The sequence below is a fragment of the Neisseria sp. HMSC064D07 genome, assembly GCF_001837185.1.
GTDB classification, from domain to species: Bacteria; Pseudomonadota; Gammaproteobacteria; order Burkholderiales; family Neisseriaceae; genus Neisseria; species Neisseria flavescens_C.
Window position 1 is genome coordinate 1 of record NZ_KV831656.1, and the last position, 21,884, is coordinate 21,884.

Genomic DNA, 21,884 nt, shown 5'->3' on the forward strand with positions numbered 1-21,884 from the left:
ACAGCAACATCATCAGCGAAACCGTAGCCGGTGGTGCGCAGCTGAAACTGGCCGATGTGTTGAATGTCGGTCAAGCGGCTCCGGTGAAAATCGATGGCGACAAAGGCGAAGTCAGCGGCTTGAGCAATACGACTTTGGGTGGCAGCGATTTTGCCCAAGGCAAACGTGCGGCGACCGAAGAGCAGCTGAATGCAGCCCAAGATCAGTTGGTGAATGTATTGGGTGGCAATGCGGCCAATAACGGCGGCAACATCAGCATGACCGATATTGGCGGTACGGGTGAGAACAACATCCACGATGCGATCAAAGCCGTCAATGCAACTGCCAATCTGCCTTTGACTTTCGGCGGCGACAGCGGCAAAGACGTTGAACGCAAACCGGGTACAAAGCTGAATATTGTTGGCGGTCAAACCGATGCAGCCAAACTTTCAGACGGCAATATCGGCGTTGTAGCGAATGGCTCTGATAAGTTGGAAGTCAAATTGGCTAAAGACTTGGCAGTTGACAGCGTCAAAGCCGGCGATACCACAGTCAATACTGACGGCGTGAAAGTTGGCGATGTCAACCTGACTAAAGCCGGCTTGAACAACGGCGGTAACAAGATTACCAATGTTGCAGCCGGTACCGATGATACTGATGCGGTGAATGTTGCTCAGTTGAACAAAGCTGCGGCTGCGGCTAAGACTGAAGTCGTTCAAGGCGATAACATTGTTGTTACTCAGGATGTAGGCGCCAATGGCCAAACCATTTACAAAGTGGCGACCGATAAAAACCTGAAAGTCGACAGCGTTACCGCAGGCGATACCGTGATGAATAATGACGGTGTGAAAGTCGGTGACGATGTTGCATTGAACAAAGACGGCTTGAAAGCAGGCGATGTGAATCTGACCAAAGCTGGCTTGAACAATGGCGGCAATAAGATTACCAACGTTTCAGCCGGTACGGATGACACCGATGCAGTCAATGTTTCCCAACTGAAACAAGCTGCCGCTGCATCTAAGACCGAAGTCGTTCAAGGTAAGAACATCGTTGTCACTCAGAAAACAGGCGACAAGGGTCAAACTGTTTACGAGGTGGCAACCGATAAAGACTTGGATGTTGACAGCGTGAAAGCCGGCGATACCGCAGTCAATACTGATGGTGTGAAAGTGGGTGACGATGTTGCATTGAATAAAGACGGCTTGAAAGCAGGCAAGGTAAACCTGACGAAAGACGGCTTGGATAATGCGGGCAACAAAGTAACCAACGTAGCGGATGGCGACCTCAATGCAAACAGCAAAGATGCCGTCAACGGTAGCCAGTTGTACGCAACCAACCAAAACGTGGTCAACAATGCTACGACGATCGCCAAAGGCATTAACTTCGGTGGTACGACCGGCAGCAACAACTACGCGTTGGGCGACACCATCAACGTCAAAGGCGACAGCAACATCATCAGCGAAACCGTTACCGGTGGCGCTCAGCTGAAGTTGGCTGACGAGATTAGCGTGAAGACCGTGAATGCCGATACTTTCAAAGCAGGCGATACTGTGATGAACAAAGACGGTCTGACCGCAGGCAATACCGTGGTCAACAACGACGGCGTAACCATCGCTGCACCGACTGAAAACAATCCGAACAACCAAGTCAAATTGTCTCCTGTCGGTCTGAACAACGGCGGCCAACGCATTACCAATGTGGCTCCGGGTAAAGACGGTACAGACGCGGCAAACGTGAACCAGTTGATTGGTTTGGGTACCGAGTTGCAGAACAACATCAACCAAGTAGGTAAGAAAGCCTACGCAGGTGTGGCCGGTGCCATTGCCCAAGGCTCGATTCCGCAAGTAACCCGTCCGGGTGCGACCGGTATCGGTGTCGGCAGCGGCTACTACGGCGGTCAGTCTGCTATGGCCATCGGCGTGTCTGCGATGAGCGACGGCGGCAACTGGATTGTCAAAGGCAACTTCTCGGCCAATACCGACGGTCATGTCGGTGTCGGTGCCGGTGCGCTGTATCAGTGGTAAGTTGGCAATGACAGGCAACTAGATTTGCTGCCTGAATAGGGAGGCCGTCTGAAATTTTAGGTTTCAGACGGCCTTTTTTCTGAAAACACTTGAATTTAGGCTATATGAAACGATATGCTTCATCTATTTACCGCATGACTCTGAAAGAGAACAAATGAGCAAAACCGTCCATTATTTGAAAGACTACGCCGCGCCAGCGTACCGTATTCTGAAAACCGACCTGCATTTCGATATTTTAGAACCGCAAACCATCGTCAAATCCAGTCTGACCGTTCAACCTGAAAGAGCAGGGGAGCCATTGGTATTGGATGGTTCGGCAAAACTGCTGTCCGTGAAAGTAAACGGCCAGGCTGTAGATTATGTGTTGGAAGACGAAAAACTGACGATTGCCGGCGTGCCGTCTGAAAACTTCACGTTGGAAGTGGAAACTGAAATACTGCCGGCTGAGAACAAATCTCTGATGGGTCTGTATGCTTCCGGCGGCAACCTGTTTACCCAATGCGAACCGGAAGGTTTCCGCAAAATTACCTTCTACATCGACCGTCCGGATGTCATGTCTAAATTTACCACCACGATCGTTGCAGACAAAAAACGCTATCCGGTGTTGCTGTCTAACGGCAATAAAATCGATGGCGGCGAGTTTTCAGACGGCCGTCATTGGGTGAAATGGGAAGACCCGTTTGCCAAGCCGAGCTATCTCTTTGCTTTGGTGGCAGGCGATTTAGCGGTAACGGAAGATTATTTTACGACCATGAGCGGCCGTAAGGTCAAAATCGAGTTCTACACTACTGAGACAGACAAACCTAAAGTCGGTTTTGCCGTGGAATCGTTGAAAAATGCGATGAAATGGGACGAAACGCGCTTCGGCTTGGAATACGACTTGGATATTTTCATGGTCGTTGCCGTGGGCGATTTCAATATGGGTGCGATGGAAAACAAAGGTTTGAATATTTTCAACACCAAGTTCGTGCTGGCCAACAGCCGTACCGCAACCGATACCGACTTTGAAGGCATTGAATCTGTGGTCGGCCACGAATATTTCCACAACTGGACGGGCAACCGCGTGACCTGCCGCGATTGGTTCCAATTGTCGCTGAAAGAAGGCTTGACCGTATTCCGTGATCAAGAGTTTTCCGGCGATCGAGCCAGCCGCGTGGTGCGCCGTATCGACAATGTCCGCATGCTGCGCTTGTTCCAATTCCCTGAAGATGCGGGTCCGACTGCGCATCCTGTCCGCCCGGCCAGCTATGAAGAGATGAACAACTTCTACACCATGACCGTCTATGAAAAAGGGGCGGAAGTCGTGCGCATGTATCACACCTTGCTCGGAGAAGAGGGCTTCCAAAAAGGCATGAAGCTGTATTTCCAACGCCACGACGGTCAGGCTGTGACTTGTAATGATTTCCGTGCCGCAATGGCAGACGCAAACGGTATCAATCTTGATCAGTTCGCCTTGTGGTACAGCCAAGCCGGTACACCGGTTTTAGATGCTCAAGGCCGTCTGAAAGATGGTGCATTTGAATTGACGATCAAACAAACTATTCCGGCTACGCCCGATATGACGGACAAGCAGCCGATGATGATTCCGGTCAAAACCGGTTTGCTGAACGAAAAAGGCGAAGCGGTTGAGTTTGAATATCAAGGCAAACGGGTGAAAGAGGCGGTTTTGGTATTGACTGAGGCCGAGCAGACTTTTGTGTTGGGCGGCGTCAATGAGCCGGTTATCCCGTCTCTGTTGCGAGATTTTTCTGCACCGGTTACCCTGAACTATCCGTACAGCGAGCAAGAATTGGCCACTTTACTGGCGGCAGATGAAAATGAGTTTGCCCGTTGGGAAGCTGCCCAAACCCTGTATCATCGTGCCATTAACGCCAACCGTCAGGCATTGGCGGAAGGCCGTCCTTTGCCTGAACACAAAGCATTGATGGACGCTTTGGCTTTGGTGGTCTCCGGTGATTTCGACCCGGCATTCCGCGCCATTTTGCTGCAAATGCCGTCTGAAACCGATGTATGGGCGGAAGAAGAAAATATTGACCCGATTCAGGTTCATCAAGCGCGTGAAGCCTTGCTTAATGCCGTTGCCGTCAAGTTCCTGCCTCAATGGCGCGAGCTGAACCGTCAAGCTGCCGAGCAAGAAAACCAAGCCGATGCCGCTGTTCGTTATGAATACAGCCCGGAACTGGCCGGCTGGCGTACTTTGCGTAATGCTTGCAGGGCATTTATCCTTCGTGCTGACACTGCGCATATCGAACACGTTGCGGAAAATTACGAGGCAATGGCGCAAAATATGACCCACGAATGGGGTATCTTATCCGCAATTAACAGCAATGAAAGCGAAATCCGCGATCGTTTGTTGACGCAATTTGCCGATAAATTTGCCGATGATGCTTTGGTAATGGACAAATACTTTGCACTGATTGCCTCAAGCCGCCGCAAAGATACTTTACAGCAAGTTCAGACGGCCTTGGGTCATCCTAAGTTCAGTATTGAAAACCCGAATAAAGCTCGTTCTTTATTGATGAGCTTCAGCCGCAATATTCCGCACTTCCATGCAGAAGATGGTAGTGGATACCGTTTTGTTGCTGATAAAGTGATGGAAATAGACCGCTTTAATCCGCAAGTTGCCGCCCGACTGGTGCAGGCTTTCAACATCTGCAACAAATTGGAAGCCAACCGCAAAGCCGTTATGACCAAAGAATTGCAACGCATCCATGCACAAGAAGGTTTGTCCAAAGATGTGGGCGAGATTGTCGGTAAGATTTTGAATGAAAAATAAATCTTGTTTGTTGACTTTATTGTCATTTGGCAATAAGGATAGATAAACTCAAGGCCGTCTGAAACCGATTGGTTTCAGACGGCCTTTTTCGTATGTTAACGCTTAAATTAATTTTCGTTGAGGGTAGGGGATAGGAATAAAAAAAGAGCCTGCATAAAACAGGCTCTTTTTCATACTAATCCGAAGATTAGAATTTGTGACGCAGGCCAACCAAACCAGAGATGGTTTCAACTTTGTGAGGGCCAGACTCAGCACCACGCAACCAGCCGGCAGAAACCAGAGCAGTAGTGCGTTTAGAGAAGTCGTAGTCAGCACCAACGATAACTTGGTCGTATTGAGTGCCTTTCAGTTTTTCGCCGTCAACTTTAGCTTTGAAGCCGTGAGCGTAAGAAACGCGAGGAGTTACGTTACCGGCGCGGTAAGCGGCAGTAGCAGCAACTTCGATAGTTTCAGTAGGACGGCTATCCAAGGCAGCAGCAGTACCAAATACTACGTTAGAAGCGTTAGTAGTGGCAGAATTTACAACGCCGTTAGATTGGGCTTCGGCGTAGTCACCCAAAGTTTCCCAGTTTTTAGCGTATTGACCGGCTACAGACACGAACAGGTTGTTAGCATCGTAACCACCTACCAAGCGGTGTACGTGACCGTCTTTTTCAGAAACGGCGTTTTTACGGAAACCACCAGCGTATTGACCGAAGAAACCAGAGTTTTCGTAGTTCAGACCAGCGTAGTAAGTGTCACGGGTAGCGTCGTTGTGAGTGTATTTGTCAGAAGGGTTAGCGTTGTCGCGTGGAGTGTATTGTACGCTTGCGCTGAAGCCTGAGAATACAGGGGTGTCGTAACGTACAGATACTGCACGCTCGTCAACACGGGTAAATACAGACATGTTCAAAGCGCCGTTGCTACTTTCCCATTGGTCAACATTGTCGCTAGTGTTTTTAACAGTAGAGTCCAGTTTACCAGCACGAACTTTACCGAAGCCACCTTCCAAACCGATGAAAGATTCGCGAGAGGCCCACTCTTTGTCGCCACCGGCGATAGAAGTAGACTGTTCAACTTGCCAAATAGCATTCAGGTTGTTACCCAAGTGTTCGTGGCCTTTGAAGCCGATGCGTGAACCGAAGTCAGCGATTTCAGTAGCAGTTTTAGAGCTGCGTGTTGCCTTTATTCCTTTGGCAACTAATCCTTCGGTAGTTTTTCACCCAATTTTACTTTGGATACTTCAACGCCAGCTTTAATTTGACCGTACAGAGTTACGTCAGCCATAGCTGCAACAGGCAGAGCCGCCAGAGTCAGGGCAATCAGAGATTTTTTCATTGCTGTTTTCCTTTTTTAAGTGTGAAGAAGCTAGCATTCGTTCTTCTTATTACGATATCGTTCTGTTTCAACGATTCCATGATCATAATATAAAGGTTATGGCCTAGGAAAACAAAATTTCCTCTTGTTTTGAGTAATTTTTGCGGGGAAACGTTGTTTTTTACAGACAGGGTGGAAGTGGAAGACTGTCTTTTATTTTGTAATGTGTTTTTCTAAAAGGGAATTTGGGGATGGCTATAAAATATGGGGTATATAAAATTGGGTTGTGAATATTGTTTATCGTGTTTTCAGACGGCCTTGGTAATTAAAATTTATAGTGTATTGGGTTTGCAAATATATAAAAAACCTGCCTGATTGCTCGGGCAGGTTTGATTTGCTGGAAAGACAGATTAGTTTTTGTCTTGGTCAACCAGTTTGTTTTTGGCAATCCAAGGCATCATAGAACGCAGTTGAGCGCCGACTTTTTCAATTTGGTGATCAGCAGTCAGACGGCGACGGGCTGTCATGCTGGCATAGTTGACGGCACCTTCTTGGATGAACATTTTAGCGTATTCGCCGGTTTGGATGCGTTTGAGGGCATTGCGCATGGCTTCGCGGGATTTGTCGTTGATGACTTCGACGCCGGTTACGTATTCGCCGTACTCTGCATTGTTGGAAATGGAGTAGTTCATGTTGGCGATGCCGCCTTCGTAAATCAGGTCAACAATGAGCTTCATTTCGTGCAGGCATTCGAAGTAGGCCATTTCTGGGGCGTAGCCTGCTTCAGTCAGGGTTTCGAAGCCGGTTTTAATCAATTCAACCACGCCGCCGCACAATACGGCTTGTTCGCCGAACAGGTCGGTTTCGGTTTCTTCGCGGAAGTTGGTTTCGATTACGCCACCTTTGGTACCGCCGTTGGCTGCTGCGTAAGACAGGGCGATGTCTTTGGCTTTGCCGCTTTTATCTTGGTAAACGGCGATCAGGGAAGGTACGCCGCCGCCTTTCAGGAATTCGCTGCGTACGGTGTGGCCTGGGCCTTTAGGGGCAACCATGATAACGTCGAGGTCGGCGCGGGGTACGATTTGGTTGTAGTGTACGTTGAAGCCGTGAGCGAACGCCAATACTGCGCCTTCTTTCAAGTTAGGCTCAATTTCGTTTTTGTATACGATAGGTTGGTTTTCGTCAGGCAACAGAATCATTACAACGTCGGCTGCTTTGGTTGCTTCGGCAACGGTGCGCACGTCGTGGCCGGCTGCTTCGGCTTTTTTCCAAGAGCCGCCTTGGCGCAGACCAATGACGACATTTACGCCGGAATCTTTCAGGTTTGCTGCGTGTGCGTGACCTTGTGAACCGTAACCGATGATGGCAACAGTTTTGCCTTTGATCAGAGAAAGGTCAGCGTCTTTATCGTAATAAACTTGCATTTTATTTCCTTAGTGTAAGAGGGTTCCGGATAATCCGGGTTGAGTTAAAAGTAATAGGGGGTTAGGCAGGGGCTTGGTTCATCAAGACAATTTCCAATGCTTCGGTTTTTCCTTCGATGGATTTGACGAAGTTTTGGAAATGTTCGCTGGCATTGTGTTCGTCAATAGCTGCTTGGGATTTCCAGCTTTCTACGAATACGAAACGGTTGGGTTTGCCGATTTCTTGGTGCAGGTCGTAGCTGATGTTGGCTTCTTCTGTACGGCTGGCTTTGACCAATTCTTTAAATTGGGCAGCCAGAGCCTCGGTGTATTCGGGTTTGACGGTAACTAATGCAACGATTTGGATGCTTGACATATTTGTCTCCTACTGTTTTTCAGACGGCCTTTGTTGAAAGTAAAAGGCCGTCTGAACGATACAGCGTTAAATTTTCAAAATACGCTCGCCACGACCGATACCGGCTGCGCCTGTGCGTACGGTTTCCAAAATTTGGGCGCGACCGACTGTTTCGAGGAAAGAGTCGAGTTTTTCGGTGGAACCTGTGATTTCGATGGTGTAGCTGCGGTCTGTTACATCAATAACGCTGCCGCGGTAGATTTCGGTCAATCGCAGGAATTCGTCGCGGTCTTTGCCGACGGCGCGGACTTTTACCAACATCAGTTCGCGTTCGACAAAACGGCTTTCGTTCAAGTCAACCACTTTGATAACTTCAATCAGTTTGTTGAGTTGTTTGGTGATTTGCTCGATAACGTGTTCGTCGCCATGAGTAACGATGGTCATGCGAGACAAGGTTTTGTCTTCGGTTGGCGCAACAGCCAAGGAGTCGATATTGTAATCGCGTGCGGAGAACAAACCTACCACACGGCTCATCGCACCTGATTCGTTTTCCATCAGAATAGATAAGATATGTCGCATTTTTCTCTCCTTACGCTGACAATGTTTCGCGCATATGCGGCGGCAGAACCATCTCGTCCAAGCCTTTGCCGTTGCCGACCATAGGCAGTACGTTTTGTTTCTTGTCGGTCAAGAAATCGAGGAATACCAGACGGTCTTTTTGGTTTAATGCTTCCAGTAAAGCGCCTTCTACATCGGATTTCTTGTCCACACGGATGCCGATATGGCCGTAGGCTTCAGCCAGTTTGACAAAATCAGGCAATGAGTCGAAATAGGTTTCCGATTCACGGTTGCCGTAATAAAGTTCTTGCCATTGGCGGACCATGCCGAGGTAGCCGTTGTTCAGGGTAACGACGTTAACCGGAACTCGGTATTGGAAGCAGGTCGACAGCTCTTGGATGTTCATCTGAATCGAGCCTTCGCCGGTGATGCAGAATACATCTTGATCAGGAGCGGCCAGTTTCGCACCGATGGCATATGGCAAGCCTACGCCCATTGTGCCCAAGCCACCGGAATTGAGCCACTGGCGTGGACGCTCGAATGGGTAATATTGTGCGGTAAACATTTGGTGTTGACCAACGTCGGAAGTAATGATGGCAGAATTATTGGTGATTTCGGCCAGTTTTTGAATGACGTATTGCGGTTTGATGATTTCGCTTTCATTATCAAACCACAGGCAGTTGCGCGAACGCCATTCTTCGATGCTTTTCCACCATTTATCCAATGAGTCGGCTGCAGGTGCAGATTCTTGCTTACCCCACAATTGAATCATTTCGGACAATACGTTTTTCACGTCGCCGACAATCGGGATATCCACTTTGACGCGTTTGGCAATGCTGGACGGGTCAACGTCGATATGAATAATTTTTTTGGCTTTTTCAAAGAATTTGGACGGTACGGAAATCACGCGGTCATCGAAGCGCGCACCGATTGCCAGTACAACGTCTGCATTCTGCATGGCGAGGTTGGCTTCGTAAGTGCCGTGCATGCCCAGCATACCCAAGAATTGGCGGTCGCTGGAAGGGTATGCGCCCAAGCCCATCAATGTGCCGGTACAAGGAGCGCCGATCATGCGGACGAATTTGGTCATTTCCTCAGAGGCATTGCCCAAAACCACGCCGCCGCCGAAGTAAACAATAGGGCGTTTGGCGGAAGCCAGCATTTGTACGGCTTTTTTGATTTGACCGATGTGGCCTTGTACAACTGGTTGGTAAGAGCGGATGAAGATGTCTTCTTGCGGATAGCTGAATTTAGCCATTGCTTGGGTGACATCTTTGGGAACATCGACAACAACTGGACCCGGACGGCCGCTTGCGGCGATTTGGAAAGCTTTTTTGATGGTGTCTGCCAACTCAGCGATATTGGTCACCAAGAAATTGTGTTTGACACAAGGGCGGGTAATGCCGACTGTATCCACTTCTTGGAATGCGTCTGTCCCGATAAGGGAGTTGCCCACCTGGCCACTGATGACTACCAACGGAATGGAGTCACTGTAAGCAGTGGCGATACCGGTCAGGGCATTGGTCACGCCTGGGCCGGAAGTGACCAAGGCAACGCCGACTTTGCCGCTGACACGGGCATAGGCATCTGCCGCATGTACGGCGGCCTGCTCGTGGCGAACCAGGATGTGCTTGAATTTATTGAGTTGGAAAAGGGCATCGTAGATTTCGATAACCGCGCCGCCCGGATAGCCGAATACATACTCGACACCTTCGGCTTTGAGACTTTGCACGATGATTTGTGCGCCAGATAATTGCATATTGACCTCTTTTATATGGTTTCAAACCAATAGGAACAATCCGCCTCACCACAGCACCTGTAATGCAATTCCACCAAGCAGCGATTTAGGGTACGCGCACTGAGGGAATACGATGACAGTCAGACTATCCAAGCAATTGGAAAGAAACACAGAGTTTGTGAAAAAGAGTAGAAACGATAACGCAATCCGACTGTACAAGCAAGACAAAATCTTTCATCTTTTAACGTTTAAGGAGTGAAAATAGATTATCGTTTGATTTTAAAGAAATAAAAAAACAGTTTTATTGAGCTTGATGTGGGTGGATTGTTGACAGTTTGAGTAAGGAGAAGGTTTTGCAAATGATAAATAGCAAAAAACCTCTTGACCGAATCAAGAGGTTTTTTTTAATTTGGTGCCCAGGGTCGGACTCGAACCGACACACCTTGCGGCGGGGGATTTTGAGTCCCCTGCGTCTACCAATTTCGCCACCTGGGCTAGCGAAGAAGTCGTCATTATAGCGAGTTCTCGAATCTTGTAAAGCAGTAATTGAAAAAAAAATGGATTATTTTTATATTTGTTTGATTTTTAATGAATTAAACTTTTTACGTTTGACGGCTATCTAAATGGAAGTCAGATTTTTAAAACAAAAAAAGCAGTATTTATCTTCAAAAAGGGCTACATTTAATGTGTCAAACGCGTTAATATGAAGATGTTTTGTTTTTATATCGGCCGGGCGGTTGTTTGGCCTTATTTATTTGAAACGGTTTTGGAGAAAATTTATGCTTTCCGTGACACGAACTTTCTTACTCAGTGCTATTGCGTTGGCCACCCTGGCTGCTTGTCAGCCTAAAGAGGAAGCCAAAGAGGTTTCTTCGGCGCCTGCCGCTTCTGCCGCACCGGCCGCTTCCGGTGAATCTACTGCCAAAGCGCAAGCGCGTGGTACCGATATGCGCAAAGAAGACATTGGCGGCGACTTTACATTGACTGATGGCGACGGCAAACCTTTCAGCCTGAGCGATTTGAAAGGCAAAGTGGTTATCCTGTCTTTCGGTTATACCCACTGTCCGGACGTGTGCCCGACCGAGTTGCTGACTTACAGCGATACTTTGAAACAATTGGGCGACCAGGCTAAAGACGTGAAAGTGGTATTCGTCAGCATCGACCCTGAGCGCGATACGCCTGAAGTAATCGGCAAATACGCCAAACAGTTCAACCCTGATTTTATCGGCCTGACGGCTACCGGCGATCAAAGCCTGCCAGTCATCAAGCAGCAATACCGCGTGGTATCGGCTAAAGTCAACCAAAAAGAAGACAGCGAAAACTATTTGGTCGACCACTCTTCAGGTGCATATTTGATTGATAAAAACGGTGAAGTGGCGATTTTCTCGCCTTACGGCAGCGAGCCTGAAACGATTGCAGCCGATGTGAAAACTTTATTGTAAAACCGTAGTTGAGGCCATCTGAAATGGGTTGTTGATTTCAGACGGCCTTCTTGCTTTTGATACGGCAAAGGAAAAGAAAAAATGACCGACACACTTTTAACGATTGCTTTATCCAAGGGGCGAATTTTTGAGGAAACCCTGCCACTGTTGGCCGCCGCCGGTATTGTGCCAGCGGAAGAGCCGGAAAAATCGCGTAAGCTGATTATTGGTACGAATCATGACAATATCCGTTTGGTGATTGTGCGCGCGACCGATGTGCCGACTTATGTGCAATATGGTGCGGCGGATTTTGGCATTGCCGGTAAGGATGTGCTGATTGAGCATGGCGGAGATGGCCTGTATCAACCTTTGGATTTGCACATCGCCTCATGCCGCATGATGGTTGCGGTTAAAAAAGGTTTTGATTACGCCGCTGCGTCCAAACCCGGCAGCCGCTTGCGGATTGCCACCAAATATCCCGACATTGCCGCCGAACACTTTGCCGACAAGGGTGTGCATGTGGACATCATCAAACTGTACGGCTCGATGGAGCTTGCGCCTTTGGTCGGTCTGAGCGACGCGATTGTCGATTTGGTTTCCAGCGGCAATACGTTAAAGGCCAATGGTTTGGAAGCTGTGGAACATGTGGCTGATATTTCGAGCCGCTTGGTGGTCAACAAAGCTGCTTTGAAAACCAAATATGCGTTGTTGAATCCGATTATTCAGGCATTTGAAAATGCCGCTAAGGCCGTCTGAAAAGTTTTTGGCAAAAGTTGTCTGCCAACCCAGTTTGAAAGCCCCGTCATGATGCAAAGCAAACCGACACTCGATACGATTCTTTCCCATCGTTCCATCCGCAGGTTTACTTCCGAGCCGATTGTCGATGAAATCCTTGATACGCTGGTTCGTGCCGGACAACAGGCTTCGACTTCCAACAACCTGCAATGCGTTTCCATCATCCGCGTATCGGATCTTGCACTGAGGCAGGGGATACATGAAGCGGCAGGAAGTGCGCCTTATATTGTCCATTGTGCGGAATTTTTATTGTTTTGCATCGATTTTTCCAAACACAAGGCAATGTTTCCCGATGCGCAAATTGATTGGGCGGAAGTAACCCTGATTGGTGCGGTCGATGCAGGCATTATGGCACAAAACGTATTGCTTGCCGCAGAATCACTTGGACTGGGCGGCGTGTATATCGGCGCGTTGCGCAATAATGCGCAAAAAGTGTCGGACGTGTTGAACCTGCCGGATTATTGCGTGCCTTTGGTGGGGTTGTGCCTCGGTTATCCCGACCAAGATCCGCCGCTCAAGCCGCGCTTACCTAAGGAAATGGTCTATGCCGAAAACGCTTGTCCGAGCCTGAATGCCGAGGCGGTTGAAGCCTATAATCAGGCAGTAGCGGATTATTATGAGTTACGCAAGGGTAGCCCGATACCTTGGAAAGAATCGCTGGCCAAAACCTTGGGCAATCCTGTGCGGCCGCATATGTTGGCGTTTTTGCAGAAAAAAGGTTTTTTGAAAAGATAATGCTCAGACGGCCTATGTGTGGCTGAGGCCGTCTGAAAACAATAGGAACGAAACAAGGAAGAGAGCAAACCATGAAGAAACTCGACACCCAATCCCCTGATTTTCAAGCCGAACTCAAAGCGTTACTCGCTTTTGAAACCGCACAAAACCCTGAAATCGACCGTATTGTTGCCGACATCTGCGCCGATGTTCAAAAACGCGGCGATGCGGCGCTGATTGAATACACCAACCGCTTTGACGGCACATCCGCTCAAACCATCGACGATTTAATTCTGACGCAAGACGATTTGCAGTCTGCCTTTGAGCGTTTGCCTGAAAACATTCAGACGGCCTTGAAAACGGCCGCGAGACGGGTGGAAAGCTACCATAAACACCAAAAAATGGAGTCGTGGACTTACGAAGACGAAGATGGCACGCTTTTGGGTCAACAAATTACGCCGCTTGACCGTGTCGGTATTTATGTTCCGGGCGGTAAAGCCGCTTATCCAAGTTCCGTCATCATGAACGCCATGCCTGCCCACGTTGCCGGCGTGAAAGAAATCATCATGGTCGTTCCCACTCCGAAAGGCGAGCGCAACGATATTGTGTTGGCGGCTGCTTTTGTGGCCGGTGTGACTAAAGTGTTTACGGTCGGAGGCGCGCAGGCGGTTGCGGCTTTGGCCTATGGTACGGAATCTGTGCCTCAAGTCGATAAGATTACCGGCCCGGGCAATGCCTTTGTCGCTGCGGCCAAACGCCGCGTGTTCGGCGTGGTCGGTATCGATATGGTGGCAGGGCCGTCTGAAATTTTGGTGATTGCCGATGGTACGACGCCTGCTGATTGGGTGGCGATGGATTTGTTCAGTCAGGCGGAACACGATGAAATTGCACAAGCGATTTTGATCGGTACTTCTCAAGCGTATTTGGACGAAGTTCAGACGGCCATGAACCGCTTGATCGAAACCATGCCGCGCCGTGCGATTATTGAAGCTTCATTGGGCAACCGCGGTGCAATGATTTTGGCCAAAGATTTGGACGAAGCCTGTGAAATCGCCAACTATATTTCTCCCGAACACTTGGAACTGTCGGTCGAAAATCCGCAAGAGTGGGCGAAAAAAATCCGCCACGCCGGCGCTATTTTCATGGGACGCTATACCAGTGAAAGTCTTGGCGACTATTGCGCAGGCCCCAACCACGTTTTGCCGACCAGCCGCACGGCGCGTTTCTCTTCTCCTTTGGGAACATATGATTTCCAAAAACGCTCCAGTCTGATTCAGGTTTCAGAACAAGGCGCGCAGAAGTTGGGTAAAACCGCCAGCGTGTTGGCGCATGGCGAAAGCTTGACCGCGCACGCCAGAGCGGCTGAGTTCCGTTTGAAAGACTGAGTGAAACGTTGAAGTCGTAAGAAATCTAAAAGGGCATCTAAACAGATGCCCTTTTTATTGTGATGAAGATTTTAGCTGAGAAGGTATTAGGCCGTCTGAAAACAGGTTTAACGGTTTTTCAGCCAGTCATTACGCATTTGTGCGGCTTCTTCAAAATAGCGGTAAAGCTCGGTTTTGTTGCCGTCTGAAAGGAGATGTTCCAATTTGGATAATTGTTCTTTCAAGTCGCTGGTCAGCTTGAGCAGGGCGGGGCGGTTGGCCAGGCAGATGTCTGTCCAGACGGCAGGATGGCTGGAGGCAATGCGGGTAAAGTCGCGAAAGCCTGTGGCGGCATAGGGGAGGTAGTTTTTGCCGTGCGGATGGTCAACCAAAGCGTGGACATAGGCAAAGGCGGTCAAGTGCGGCAAGTGTGAAACGGCGGCAAAAATATTGTCGTGTTCTTCGGCACTCATGGTCGAAATTTGCGAACCAACCGCCTGCCACAGGCTTTTCAGCCGTCTCAGGCCATCTGAAGCCTCTTGGCCATGTAGCGTAATAATCAGGCGGCTGTTTTGAAACAAACCGCAACGCGCGGATTTTGCCCCGCTTTGATCGGAGCCGGCAATCGGGTGGGCGGCAAAACATTGCGGCAGGCGGTCGGATAAGTGGGTGCGGAAGGCATTGAGTGCCGATTGTTTGGTGCTGCCGACATCGGAAACGCAGGCGGTGTCTTTTAAGAAGGGCTTGATGTCGCGGCATACGTCAGGTAGGACGGAGACAGGCGTGGCAATCAAAACCAAATCGGCATTGCTAATGCTTTCGGCGCAAATATTCGGATAGGCATGATCGATGATGCCGCATTCGAGTGCGTAATTGAGGTTGTCGGCATTGGTGTCGATACCGGTAACGGTTTGCACCAGTCCCAAGCGTTTAAGGTCGAGCATGAACGAGCCGCCGATTAAACCGACACCGATAAGGGTAATGTGGGGGAAAAAGGCGGAAGTGTTCATGGTTTGGATCCGGTACAAGTGGAAAAGCTTATTTTAATCTGTCATCGAGGCCGTCTGAAAGATGGAATCAAGGTTTCAGACGGCCTTTTTTATGGTCGAATTTTCATGATTTAGGCATAGAAAACTCCGTTTAGTAGGAGCATGTAACCGATTATCAGATTTTCATACACTAAAATAATCATCTGAATTAGTATAACGTCTTAAAGTAAGTAATTGGTATCTTAAAGTAAATTATTACATCATATTTTATTTTGATTGATATCGAATAAAATAACTCACTCAGAAAGAAGGAATTTATGAGTTTTTCACAAACCGAATTAGTCAACGCAATGCGTTTGCTTTCTACCCGTCTGCCGCAGTTTCCGGAGCAGCAAAACCAAGTATCCCGCATGTTGCGCATCGTAACCGAACGTTTGAGCAGCCATTTGAACGAAAACCTGAAAGCGTTCGGCATTAATGAAAACCTGTGGTTTTCCCTGATGGCGGTTTACGTCAGCCCAAACAGCGAAATCCTGCCTTCACGCTTGAGCGACCTGATGGACTTGACGCGCACCAGTGCAACACGCCTGTCGGACGACATGGTTGAGCGCGGCTGGGTAGAGCGTTATATCAATCAGAAAGACCGTCGTCAGATTGTGCTAAAATTGACCCCTTCGGGTGAGACCTTCATCCACGAAGTATGGCCGCAAATTGCCCGTCAGAGCGGTCAGGCGTGGGAAGATTTCACGAAAGAGGATTATGATACGCTGCAACACCTGTTGGGTAAACTGTTGAACCGTTTGGGCAATTGACAACAGACGGCCTGATGGTCTGCGGTAGGCACACATAAACGGAGTCTGTATGAAATTAGGTTTGGTCAAATCAAGCGTATGCGTTGCCGCTGTTTCGCTGTTGGCGGCATGTGCGCCCTTCGGCAAACAGTCGCCTTTGGATGAGACAACAGCCTATCCGCTGCCGCAAGGCCAATCTGCCGCTACTGCCCAAGACGGCTGGTGGATGAAGCTGAAAGATAAAAAATTAAACAATTTGATTGCTTCCGCCATTCAGACGTCTACCAATCTGCGTGTCGTCAAGGCAAGGTTTGAGCAGGCTCAGGCGCAGCTGGGCGTTGTGGGAGCCGCAAACAAACCGCAAGTCGGCTTGGGCGTTATAGGTCTGGGTGCTTATGTTTCACCCAAACCTCAAGCAGGTATGGTTGATACCGACCATACATTGGTTTTGGCGAACGCAGCCTTGCAAGGCAGCTTGGTTTTCGACTTTTGGGGTAAAAACCGAGAGCAGATTCAAGCTGTTTTAGGAAAAAGCAGGGCTGCGGTGTATGAAGCGCAGCACATCCGCACCGAGTTGGCTCATGCCGTTGCCGCCCAATATTTTGCGTGGCAGATGGCGACAGAACAACTGGCTTTGTTGGATACGCGCATAGAGCTGGCGGATAAAGCATTGAAACTGATGCAACAACGCGTTAAAGCGCAGCTGGCTCCTGCCGATGCCTTGCACGCTCTGGAAATGGCGCAACAGCAATTACAGCTTGAAAAATCGGCATGGACTCAGAAAAATGAGAAAATCCGCAACAGTCTGGCAGTGTTGACCGGCCGAGTGCCGGGTGCATTGAATGGACAGGTTCCGGAAAAAATGGCAGCTGTGCCGTCATTGCCGGTTAGCCGTATTGAAGCGGACTTGTTGGCGGCCCGTCCCGATATCGCGGCACAAAAAGCCTTGCTTGAAGAGAAATGGCATATCGTCAAATCGACCGAAGCAGAATTTTATCCGAATATTGAGTTGAAAGTTTTGGCAGGCATGACGCACATTGATGCGTTCAATCTGATTCGCGGACGGACATCCGGTATGTTGGGCATTGTTCCGGCTTTGAATCTGCCATTGTTCACCTCCGGTGCGCTGCAATCCAAATTGGCGGGCAAGCGTGCCCAATATAACGAGCAGGTTGCCGTGTACGACCAAACTGTTTTGAACGCCATGCGTTCGGCGGCAGATGCTGTAGTCGACTATCAAAGCCTGAAAAGCCGACAAGATACTTGGAACAAGATGGTCAATATTGCCGATAAATCTGCACAAAATGCAAAAGGACGTGTTCGTGCAGGTTTGGATAACGGCTTGAGCGCCTTGCAAAAACAAGATGAAGCTGTGCGTACGAAAATGTCGGCAGTTCAATACCATGCAGAATATCTGACAGCTTGGAGTAACCTCAATGCCCAGTTGGGCGGAGGCTTTAAATTAAATAAGAAATAAACGTTTTATCAAAACGTAGGCCGTCTGAAAGTAATTTCAGACGGCCTTTTGCTTACCTTATTTACATTTGCTACCGGAAGAAATTATTGTAATGAATAGAGTGTAACTATAGAATATGACTCTTTAGCGCGTTAAACGCGCGTATTGGGGCTGATGGTATAAGTCAGCGCCCAGTAAGACAATAATATCGTTATCACATGTGCAAAATTAAAGTTGGGACTTATGGATACTCAATCAGAAAAAAATAATGTCCAAAATGAAACGGAAGTAGCCGCTTCCGGCGCTAAAACGCATCGCAAACGCAATTTGGTTATCGTTACACTCCTATTCCTTATTACGGCAGCTGTAGTTGCTTTGGCGTATTTCCTGTTTTGGCAGCATGAAGAAGAAACGGAAGATGCTTATGTGGCCGGTCATTTGGTGATGATTACGCCGCAGGTAAACGGCACGGTGCGCAAAGTCATGTATGACGATACGGATGTCGTGAAAAAAGGCGATGTTTTGGTGGCTTTGGACGACAGCGATTTTCAGCTGGCATACGATCGTGCGCAAAATGAATTGATTCAGGCCATCCGTCAAAACAAACAGCAAACTGCGGTCAATTCAAAAGCCAAAGCGCAAGTGTTGTTACGCAAAGCCGATTTGGCCCGTGCGCAAGCCGATTTGCGCCGCCGTGAATCTTTGGCGGGTACGGAAGCGGTTTCAGGTGAAGAACTCAGCCATGCTCGCGCCGCTGTGGTTCAGGCTCAGGCTGCATTGAAAGCGGTTGAGGCAGAAGAAGTTTCTGCTCAGGCAGCGTTGGGCAGTAATATTCCTCTGCGCCAACAACCGGCAGTTCAGACGGCCATCAGCCACATTAAAGACGCTTGGCTGAATTTGCAGCGTACGCAAATCCGTTCGCCGATCGGCGGCCAAATTGCCAAACGAAATGTCCAAGTCGGCCAACGTATCGTGCAAGGTACGCCGATGATGGCCGTTGTGCCTCTGTCTGAATTGTGGGTGGATGCCAACTTTAAAGAATCGCAACTGCGCAAAATGAAAATCGGCCAGCCTGTTGAAATGACAGCCGATTTGTACGGCAGCAAAGTGGTTTACCATGGCAAGGTAATGGGCTTGTCAGCCGGTACGGGCAGCGCGTTCTCATTACTGCCGGCACAAAACGCAACGGGCAACTGGATTAAAGTTGTGCAACGTGTGCCGGTGCGTATCAGTTTGGATGCCAAAGAATTGCAACAAAATCCGCTCCGTGTTGGTTTGTCGATGACTGTTAAAGTCGATATTGCCGAGAAGGGCAGCGGTAAAGCCATGACTGCCGAAGCGGAACAAAATACTGCCTTGCCGGAAACGGAAAGTGTGGATTGGAAAGCCGCCGATGCTTTAGTCGATAAAATCTTCGAGCAATACGCAAAATAATCTTTTCAGACGGCCTGAGTCTTTTATTGAAGGCTCAGGCCGTCTGAAATATTGATTCTCTTCAATCGACCGCTTTGGCGGTTGTCTTATAGTTTAAAAATATGAATTATCCGCCGTTACAAGGGTTTAAGCTGGTGTTGGCAACTTTGGCGCTCAGCTTGGCCGTATTTATGGAAGTCTTGGACAGCACCATCGCCAACGTCGCTGTGCCTGTTATTGCAGGGGATTTAGGTGCGGCTACCACGCAGGGGACTTGGGTGATTACCTCATTTGCCGTAGCCAATGCCATTTCCGTTCCCTTGACAGGTTTTTTGGCCAAGCGGTTTGGCGAGGTCAAAATCTTTATCGCCGCTGTGATCGGGTTTGTCGTAACGTCATGGCTGTGCGGTATGGCACATAATCTTCAAGCCTTGGTTTTTTTCCGTGTATTGCAAGGTTTCATTGCCGGGCCATTGATTCCCTTGTCCCAAAGCCTGTTGATGGCTTCTTATCCGCCTGAAAAACGAACATTGGCACTGGCCTTATGGGCAATGACCGTCGTTGTTGCTCCTGTATTGGGACCGATTCTAGGCGGTTGGATTTCGGACAACTGGCATTGGGGATGGATTTTCTTTATCAATATCCCAATCGGGATTTTATCCGCCTCCATTGCTTGGAAACAGCTTAGACACAGGGAAACCGAAATCGTCAGGGCGCCAATCGATTATGTCGGGCTGGTGTTGATGATTGTCGGTGTCGGCGCATTGCAAATGATGCTTGATAGGGGCAAGGAATTGGACTGGTTTGCCTCAGGAGAGATTATCGTTTTGGGCGTTACCGCTTTGGTGTTCCTGACATATTTTATTGTTTGGGAGCTGGGCGAGAAATACCCGATTGTCGATTTGTCATTGTTTAAAAATAGAAACTTTACGATAGGTGTTGTTGCGACATCCTTGGGCTTCATGGTTTATATGGGTACATTGACCCTGTTGCCTTTAGTGTTGCAATCAAATCTTGGCTATACCGCTACTTGGGCAGGTTTGGCTGCTGCACCGGTGGGCTTCCTGCCGATTATTTTATCGCCGATTATCGGTAAGTTTGGTAATCGCGTCGATATGCGTCTGTTTGTCAGTGCCAGCTTCTTGGTGTTTGCCTACACATTCCATTGGCGAACCGATTTCTATGCCGGAATGGATATGAGCAACGTTGTTTGGCCGCAGTTTTGGCAGGGTTTAGGCGTAGCCATGTTCTTCCTGCCTTTGACCAGTATTACCTTGTCGCATATGAAGGGCAACCAAATTGCCTCGGCCAGTAGCTTGTCTAATTTCTTGCGTGTCTTTATGGGTGGTGTCGGAGTATCTGTTGTCAGCACCATGTGGGAACGACGCGAAGCTCTACACCATACTCAACTGACCGAACATGTTAACTTGTTGTCCTCAATCAGTAACCAATCTATTCAAGGCATGATGGCCAATGGCCTGAGCAAAGAGCAAGCCCTGGCTGCGATAAATAGTACTATTTCCCAACAAGGCTTTATTATTGGTTCAAATGAAATCTTCTTGGCAGGCAGTATCATATTCATCAGTATGATCCCCATTATTTGGTTGGCAAGACCTCCGTTTAGCGGTTCCGGCGGGGGAGGGCATTAGATAAAAGGCCGTCTGAATTTCAGACGGCCTTTTATCTATATATTATTTAAGACTCAATAGTAGATCCCTAAATGCATTTGGATCTTTAATAAACGTCATTTCTCCTGATTGAGGGAAATGGAAATCAAGCAGGCGCGATACCCAGAAACGAATACATCCGGCTCTTTGTGCAGTAGGGAAATATGCACGTTCTTCATCAGATAATGGACGTACACTTTCATAGCCATGGAGAAAAGCATCATAAAGGACAGGGTCTAATTTGTTATCAGCTGTTCGTGCCCAATCGTTAACCGCAATTGCCAGGTCGTACATGAAATTACCGTTGCACGCATAATAGAAATCGATAAAGCCGGAAACTTCATCTCCATTAAGCAGTACATTGTCTTTAAATAAATCGGCATGGATAATACCAGAAGGCAAATGTTCTCCAAGATTTTTATCTAAAGCAGTAATTTCAGATTGAAGCAGTTTGGCATCTTCGCTATCTAAAACCGGGAGCAACTGGGTGCAGGCATCATGCCACCAGCCATCATAACGGGGATTTTTCATTTTTAAAGGAAAATCTTGACCGGCTAAATGCATTTTGGCCAACATCGCACCAGTGTGGAAACATTGTGCCTCAGTCGGCCAGCCGGTATCGGAGCCATTCAAACAAGTTACCAAGCAAGCAGGTTTTCCGGCTAACATAGAATGCAGTCCGCCATCTTTACGAGCAATCGGAGCGGCGCAGGCAACGCCATTTTGGCTCAAGTGTTGGTTTAGCTCTAAAAAGAAAGGTAGTTCCTCTGATTTTAAAACCTCAAAAACAGTCAACACATAACGACCGGTTGAGGTAGTCAGAAAATAATTACTGTTAGTAATTCCTTGAGCAATCCCCTGCAAAGAGACAAAATCTCCCAAATCATATTGCAGCAAGAAATCGCGCATTTGAGCGTCGGAAACACTGGTATAGACAGACATAGCAAACTCGAAGCTGAAATAAAATCAAAGAAACATCATACCAAAAAACAAGCGTCAACAATATAAATTAAAGCATAGGTCAAATTCAAAAGGCCGTCTGAAAGAGCATTTCAGACGGCCTTTAGCTTGTATTTTTTTGTATGTATGGATTGTGTAGAAAGGTTGTTGAAGTTTTTTTATAAAATAAAAACCCTGTTAAAACA

The 21,884-nt window shown here is 48.3% G+C and carries 16 protein-coding genes, 1 tRNA gene and 1 pseudogene; 10 read left to right on the forward strand and 8 right to left on the reverse strand.

All coding sequences use genetic code 11. The features are described 5' to 3' along the window. Together HMPREF2608_RS02810 and pepN are read left to right on the forward strand one after the other, a co-directional pair. Nucleotides 1-2,003: YadA family autotransporter adhesin (locus HMPREF2608_RS02810; protein ID WP_210402754.1), on the forward strand; the 2,003-nt coding region annotated here is incomplete at its 5' end. A gap of 154 nt (nucleotides 2,004-2,157) precedes the next feature. Next, nucleotides 2,158-4,779, forward strand: a complete 2,622-nt coding sequence (gene pepN, locus HMPREF2608_RS02815; protein ID WP_070825915.1) for an aminopeptidase N — start codon at nucleotides 2,158-2,160, stop codon at nucleotides 4,777-4,779. 187 nt (nucleotides 4,780-4,966) lie between these two features. On the opposite strand, the pseudogene porB reads toward pepN, so the two are convergent. The 6 genes and pseudogenes from porB to HMPREF2608_RS02845 form a co-directional block, all read right to left on the reverse strand. Further along, nucleotides 4,967-6,096: pseudogene (gene porB, locus HMPREF2608_RS02820) on the reverse strand (trimeric porin PorB). Nucleotides 6,097-6,485: 389 nt separating this feature from the next. After that, nucleotides 6,486-7,499, reverse strand: a complete 1,014-nt coding sequence (gene ilvC / locus HMPREF2608_RS02825) for a ketol-acid reductoisomerase (RefSeq protein ID WP_070825916.1) — start codon at nucleotides 7,497-7,499, stop codon at nucleotides 6,486-6,488. Between the two features lie 61 nt (nucleotides 7,500-7,560). Then, nucleotides 7,561-7,854, reverse strand: a complete 294-nt coding sequence (locus HMPREF2608_RS02830) for a putative quinol monooxygenase (RefSeq protein WP_070825917.1) — start codon at nucleotides 7,852-7,854, stop codon at nucleotides 7,561-7,563. Nucleotides 7,855-7,920: 66 nt separating this feature from the next. Continuing rightward, nucleotides 7,921-8,412, reverse strand: a complete 492-nt coding sequence (ilvN, locus tag HMPREF2608_RS02835; RefSeq protein ID WP_003685820.1) for an acetolactate synthase small subunit — start codon at nucleotides 8,410-8,412, stop codon at nucleotides 7,921-7,923. A gap of 10 nt (nucleotides 8,413-8,422) precedes the next feature. Continuing rightward, complete coding sequence (gene ilvB / locus HMPREF2608_RS02840) at nucleotides 8,423-10,150, reverse strand: biosynthetic-type acetolactate synthase large subunit (protein ID WP_003680037.1); 1,728 nt, start codon at nucleotides 10,148-10,150, stop codon at nucleotides 8,423-8,425. A gap of 389 nt (nucleotides 10,151-10,539) precedes the next feature. Beyond that, nucleotides 10,540-10,624: transfer RNA gene (locus HMPREF2608_RS02845), tRNA-Leu, on the reverse strand. A gap of 284 nt (nucleotides 10,625-10,908) precedes the next feature. Between HMPREF2608_RS02845 and HMPREF2608_RS02850 the strand changes: the two genes are divergently transcribed. From HMPREF2608_RS02850 to hisD, 4 genes are all read left to right on the forward strand, one after another. After that, a complete protein-coding gene (locus tag HMPREF2608_RS02850) occupies nucleotides 10,909-11,571 on the forward strand; it encodes an SCO family protein (RefSeq protein ID WP_070825918.1) in 663 nt (220 codons plus the stop codon). An 81-nt stretch (nucleotides 11,572-11,652) separates the two neighbouring features. Then, nucleotides 11,653-12,306: an ATP phosphoribosyltransferase gene (gene hisG / locus HMPREF2608_RS02855; protein WP_036473098.1), complete on the forward strand. Its 654-nt coding sequence runs from the start codon at nucleotides 11,653-11,655 to the stop codon at nucleotides 12,304-12,306. A gap of 48 nt (nucleotides 12,307-12,354) precedes the next feature. After that, the gene (nfsA, locus tag HMPREF2608_RS02860) at nucleotides 12,355-13,080 is read left to right on the forward strand and encodes an oxygen-insensitive NADPH nitroreductase (protein WP_070825919.1); all 726 of its coding nucleotides are present in this window, start codon (nucleotides 12,355-12,357) and stop codon (nucleotides 13,078-13,080) included. Between the two features lie 71 nt (nucleotides 13,081-13,151). Next, nucleotides 13,152-14,444 carry a histidinol dehydrogenase gene (hisD, locus tag HMPREF2608_RS02865; RefSeq protein WP_070825920.1) on the forward strand — a complete coding sequence of 431 codons (1,293 nt, stop codon included), beginning with the start codon at nucleotides 13,152-13,154 and terminating at the stop codon, nucleotides 14,442-14,444. A gap of 107 nt (nucleotides 14,445-14,551) precedes the next feature. Here hisD and HMPREF2608_RS02870 read toward each other — a convergent pair whose 3' ends face one another. Further along, complete coding sequence (locus HMPREF2608_RS02870; protein WP_070825921.1) at nucleotides 14,552-15,433, reverse strand: prephenate dehydrogenase; 882 nt, start codon at nucleotides 15,431-15,433, stop codon at nucleotides 14,552-14,554. A 296-nt stretch (nucleotides 15,434-15,729) separates the two neighbouring features. On the opposite strand from HMPREF2608_RS02870, the gene HMPREF2608_RS02875 reads away from it, so the two are divergent. The 4 genes from HMPREF2608_RS02875 (at nucleotide 15,730) to HMPREF2608_RS02890 (ending at nucleotide 20,721) form a co-directional block, all read left to right on the forward strand. Next, nucleotides 15,730-16,224, forward strand: coding sequence for a MarR family transcriptional regulator (locus tag HMPREF2608_RS02875; protein ID WP_004521040.1), 495 nt, complete (start codon nucleotides 15,730-15,732; stop codon nucleotides 16,222-16,224). A 49-nt stretch (nucleotides 16,225-16,273) separates the two neighbouring features. After that, nucleotides 16,274-17,680 (forward strand): efflux transporter outer membrane subunit, encoded by a 1,407-nt coding sequence (locus tag HMPREF2608_RS02880; protein WP_070825922.1) that lies wholly within the window; start codon nucleotides 16,274-16,276, stop codon nucleotides 17,678-17,680. A 222-nt stretch (nucleotides 17,681-17,902) separates the two neighbouring features. Beyond that, nucleotides 17,903-19,093: an HlyD/EmrA/EmrK family protein gene (locus HMPREF2608_RS02885; protein WP_070825923.1), complete on the forward strand. Its 1,191-nt coding sequence runs from the start codon at nucleotides 17,903-17,905 to the stop codon at nucleotides 19,091-19,093. A 101-nt stretch (nucleotides 19,094-19,194) separates the two neighbouring features. Beyond that, the gene (locus HMPREF2608_RS02890; RefSeq protein WP_004521043.1) at nucleotides 19,195-20,721 is read left to right on the forward strand and encodes a DHA2 family efflux MFS transporter permease subunit; all 1,527 of its coding nucleotides are present in this window, start codon (nucleotides 19,195-19,197) and stop codon (nucleotides 20,719-20,721) included. A gap of 42 nt (nucleotides 20,722-20,763) precedes the next feature. Here the strand turns inward: HMPREF2608_RS02890 and thrB are convergent, their stop codons facing one another. Then, nucleotides 20,764-21,681, reverse strand: coding sequence for a homoserine kinase (thrB, locus tag HMPREF2608_RS02895; protein WP_039862560.1), 918 nt, complete (start codon nucleotides 21,679-21,681; stop codon nucleotides 20,764-20,766). Nucleotides 21,682-21,884: the final 203 nt, after the last annotated feature.

Bases quoted from the DNA above. Each gene is read 5' to 3' on its own strand.
- pepN (WP_070825915.1), top strand. From the start codon at position 2,158: ATGAGCAAAACCGTCCATTATTTGAAAGACTACGCCGCGCCAGCGTAC.
- ilvC (WP_070825916.1), bottom strand. From the start codon at position 7,499: ATGCAAGTTTATTACGATAAAGACGCTGACCTTTCTCTGATCAAAGGC.
- HMPREF2608_RS02830 (WP_070825917.1), bottom strand. From the start codon at position 7,854: ATGTCAAGCATCCAAATCGTTGCATTAGTTACCGTCAAACCCGAATAC.
- ilvN (WP_003685820.1), bottom strand. From the start codon at position 8,412: ATGCGACATATCTTATCTATTCTGATGGAAAACGAATCAGGTGCGATG.
- ilvB (WP_003680037.1), bottom strand. From the start codon at position 10,150: ATGCAATTATCTGGCGCACAAATCATCGTGCAAAGTCTCAAAGCCGAA.
- HMPREF2608_RS02850 (WP_070825918.1), top strand. From the start codon at position 10,909: ATGCTTTCCGTGACACGAACTTTCTTACTCAGTGCTATTGCGTTGGCC.
- hisG (WP_036473098.1), top strand. From the start codon at position 11,653: ATGACCGACACACTTTTAACGATTGCTTTATCCAAGGGGCGAATTTTT.
- nfsA (WP_070825919.1), top strand. From the start codon at position 12,355: ATGATGCAAAGCAAACCGACACTCGATACGATTCTTTCCCATCGTTCC.
- hisD (WP_070825920.1), top strand. From the start codon at position 13,152: ATGAAGAAACTCGACACCCAATCCCCTGATTTTCAAGCCGAACTCAAA.
- HMPREF2608_RS02870 (WP_070825921.1), bottom strand. From the start codon at position 15,433: ATGAACACTTCCGCCTTTTTCCCCCACATTACCCTTATCGGTGTCGGT.
- HMPREF2608_RS02875 (WP_004521040.1), top strand. From the start codon at position 15,730: ATGAGTTTTTCACAAACCGAATTAGTCAACGCAATGCGTTTGCTTTCT.
- HMPREF2608_RS02880 (WP_070825922.1), top strand. From the start codon at position 16,274: ATGAAATTAGGTTTGGTCAAATCAAGCGTATGCGTTGCCGCTGTTTCG.
- HMPREF2608_RS02885 (WP_070825923.1), top strand. From the start codon at position 17,903: ATGGATACTCAATCAGAAAAAAATAATGTCCAAAATGAAACGGAAGTA.
- HMPREF2608_RS02890 (WP_004521043.1), top strand. From the start codon at position 19,195: ATGAATTATCCGCCGTTACAAGGGTTTAAGCTGGTGTTGGCAACTTTG.
- thrB (WP_039862560.1), bottom strand. From the start codon at position 21,681: ATGTCTGTCTATACCAGTGTTTCCGACGCTCAAATGCGCGATTTCTTG.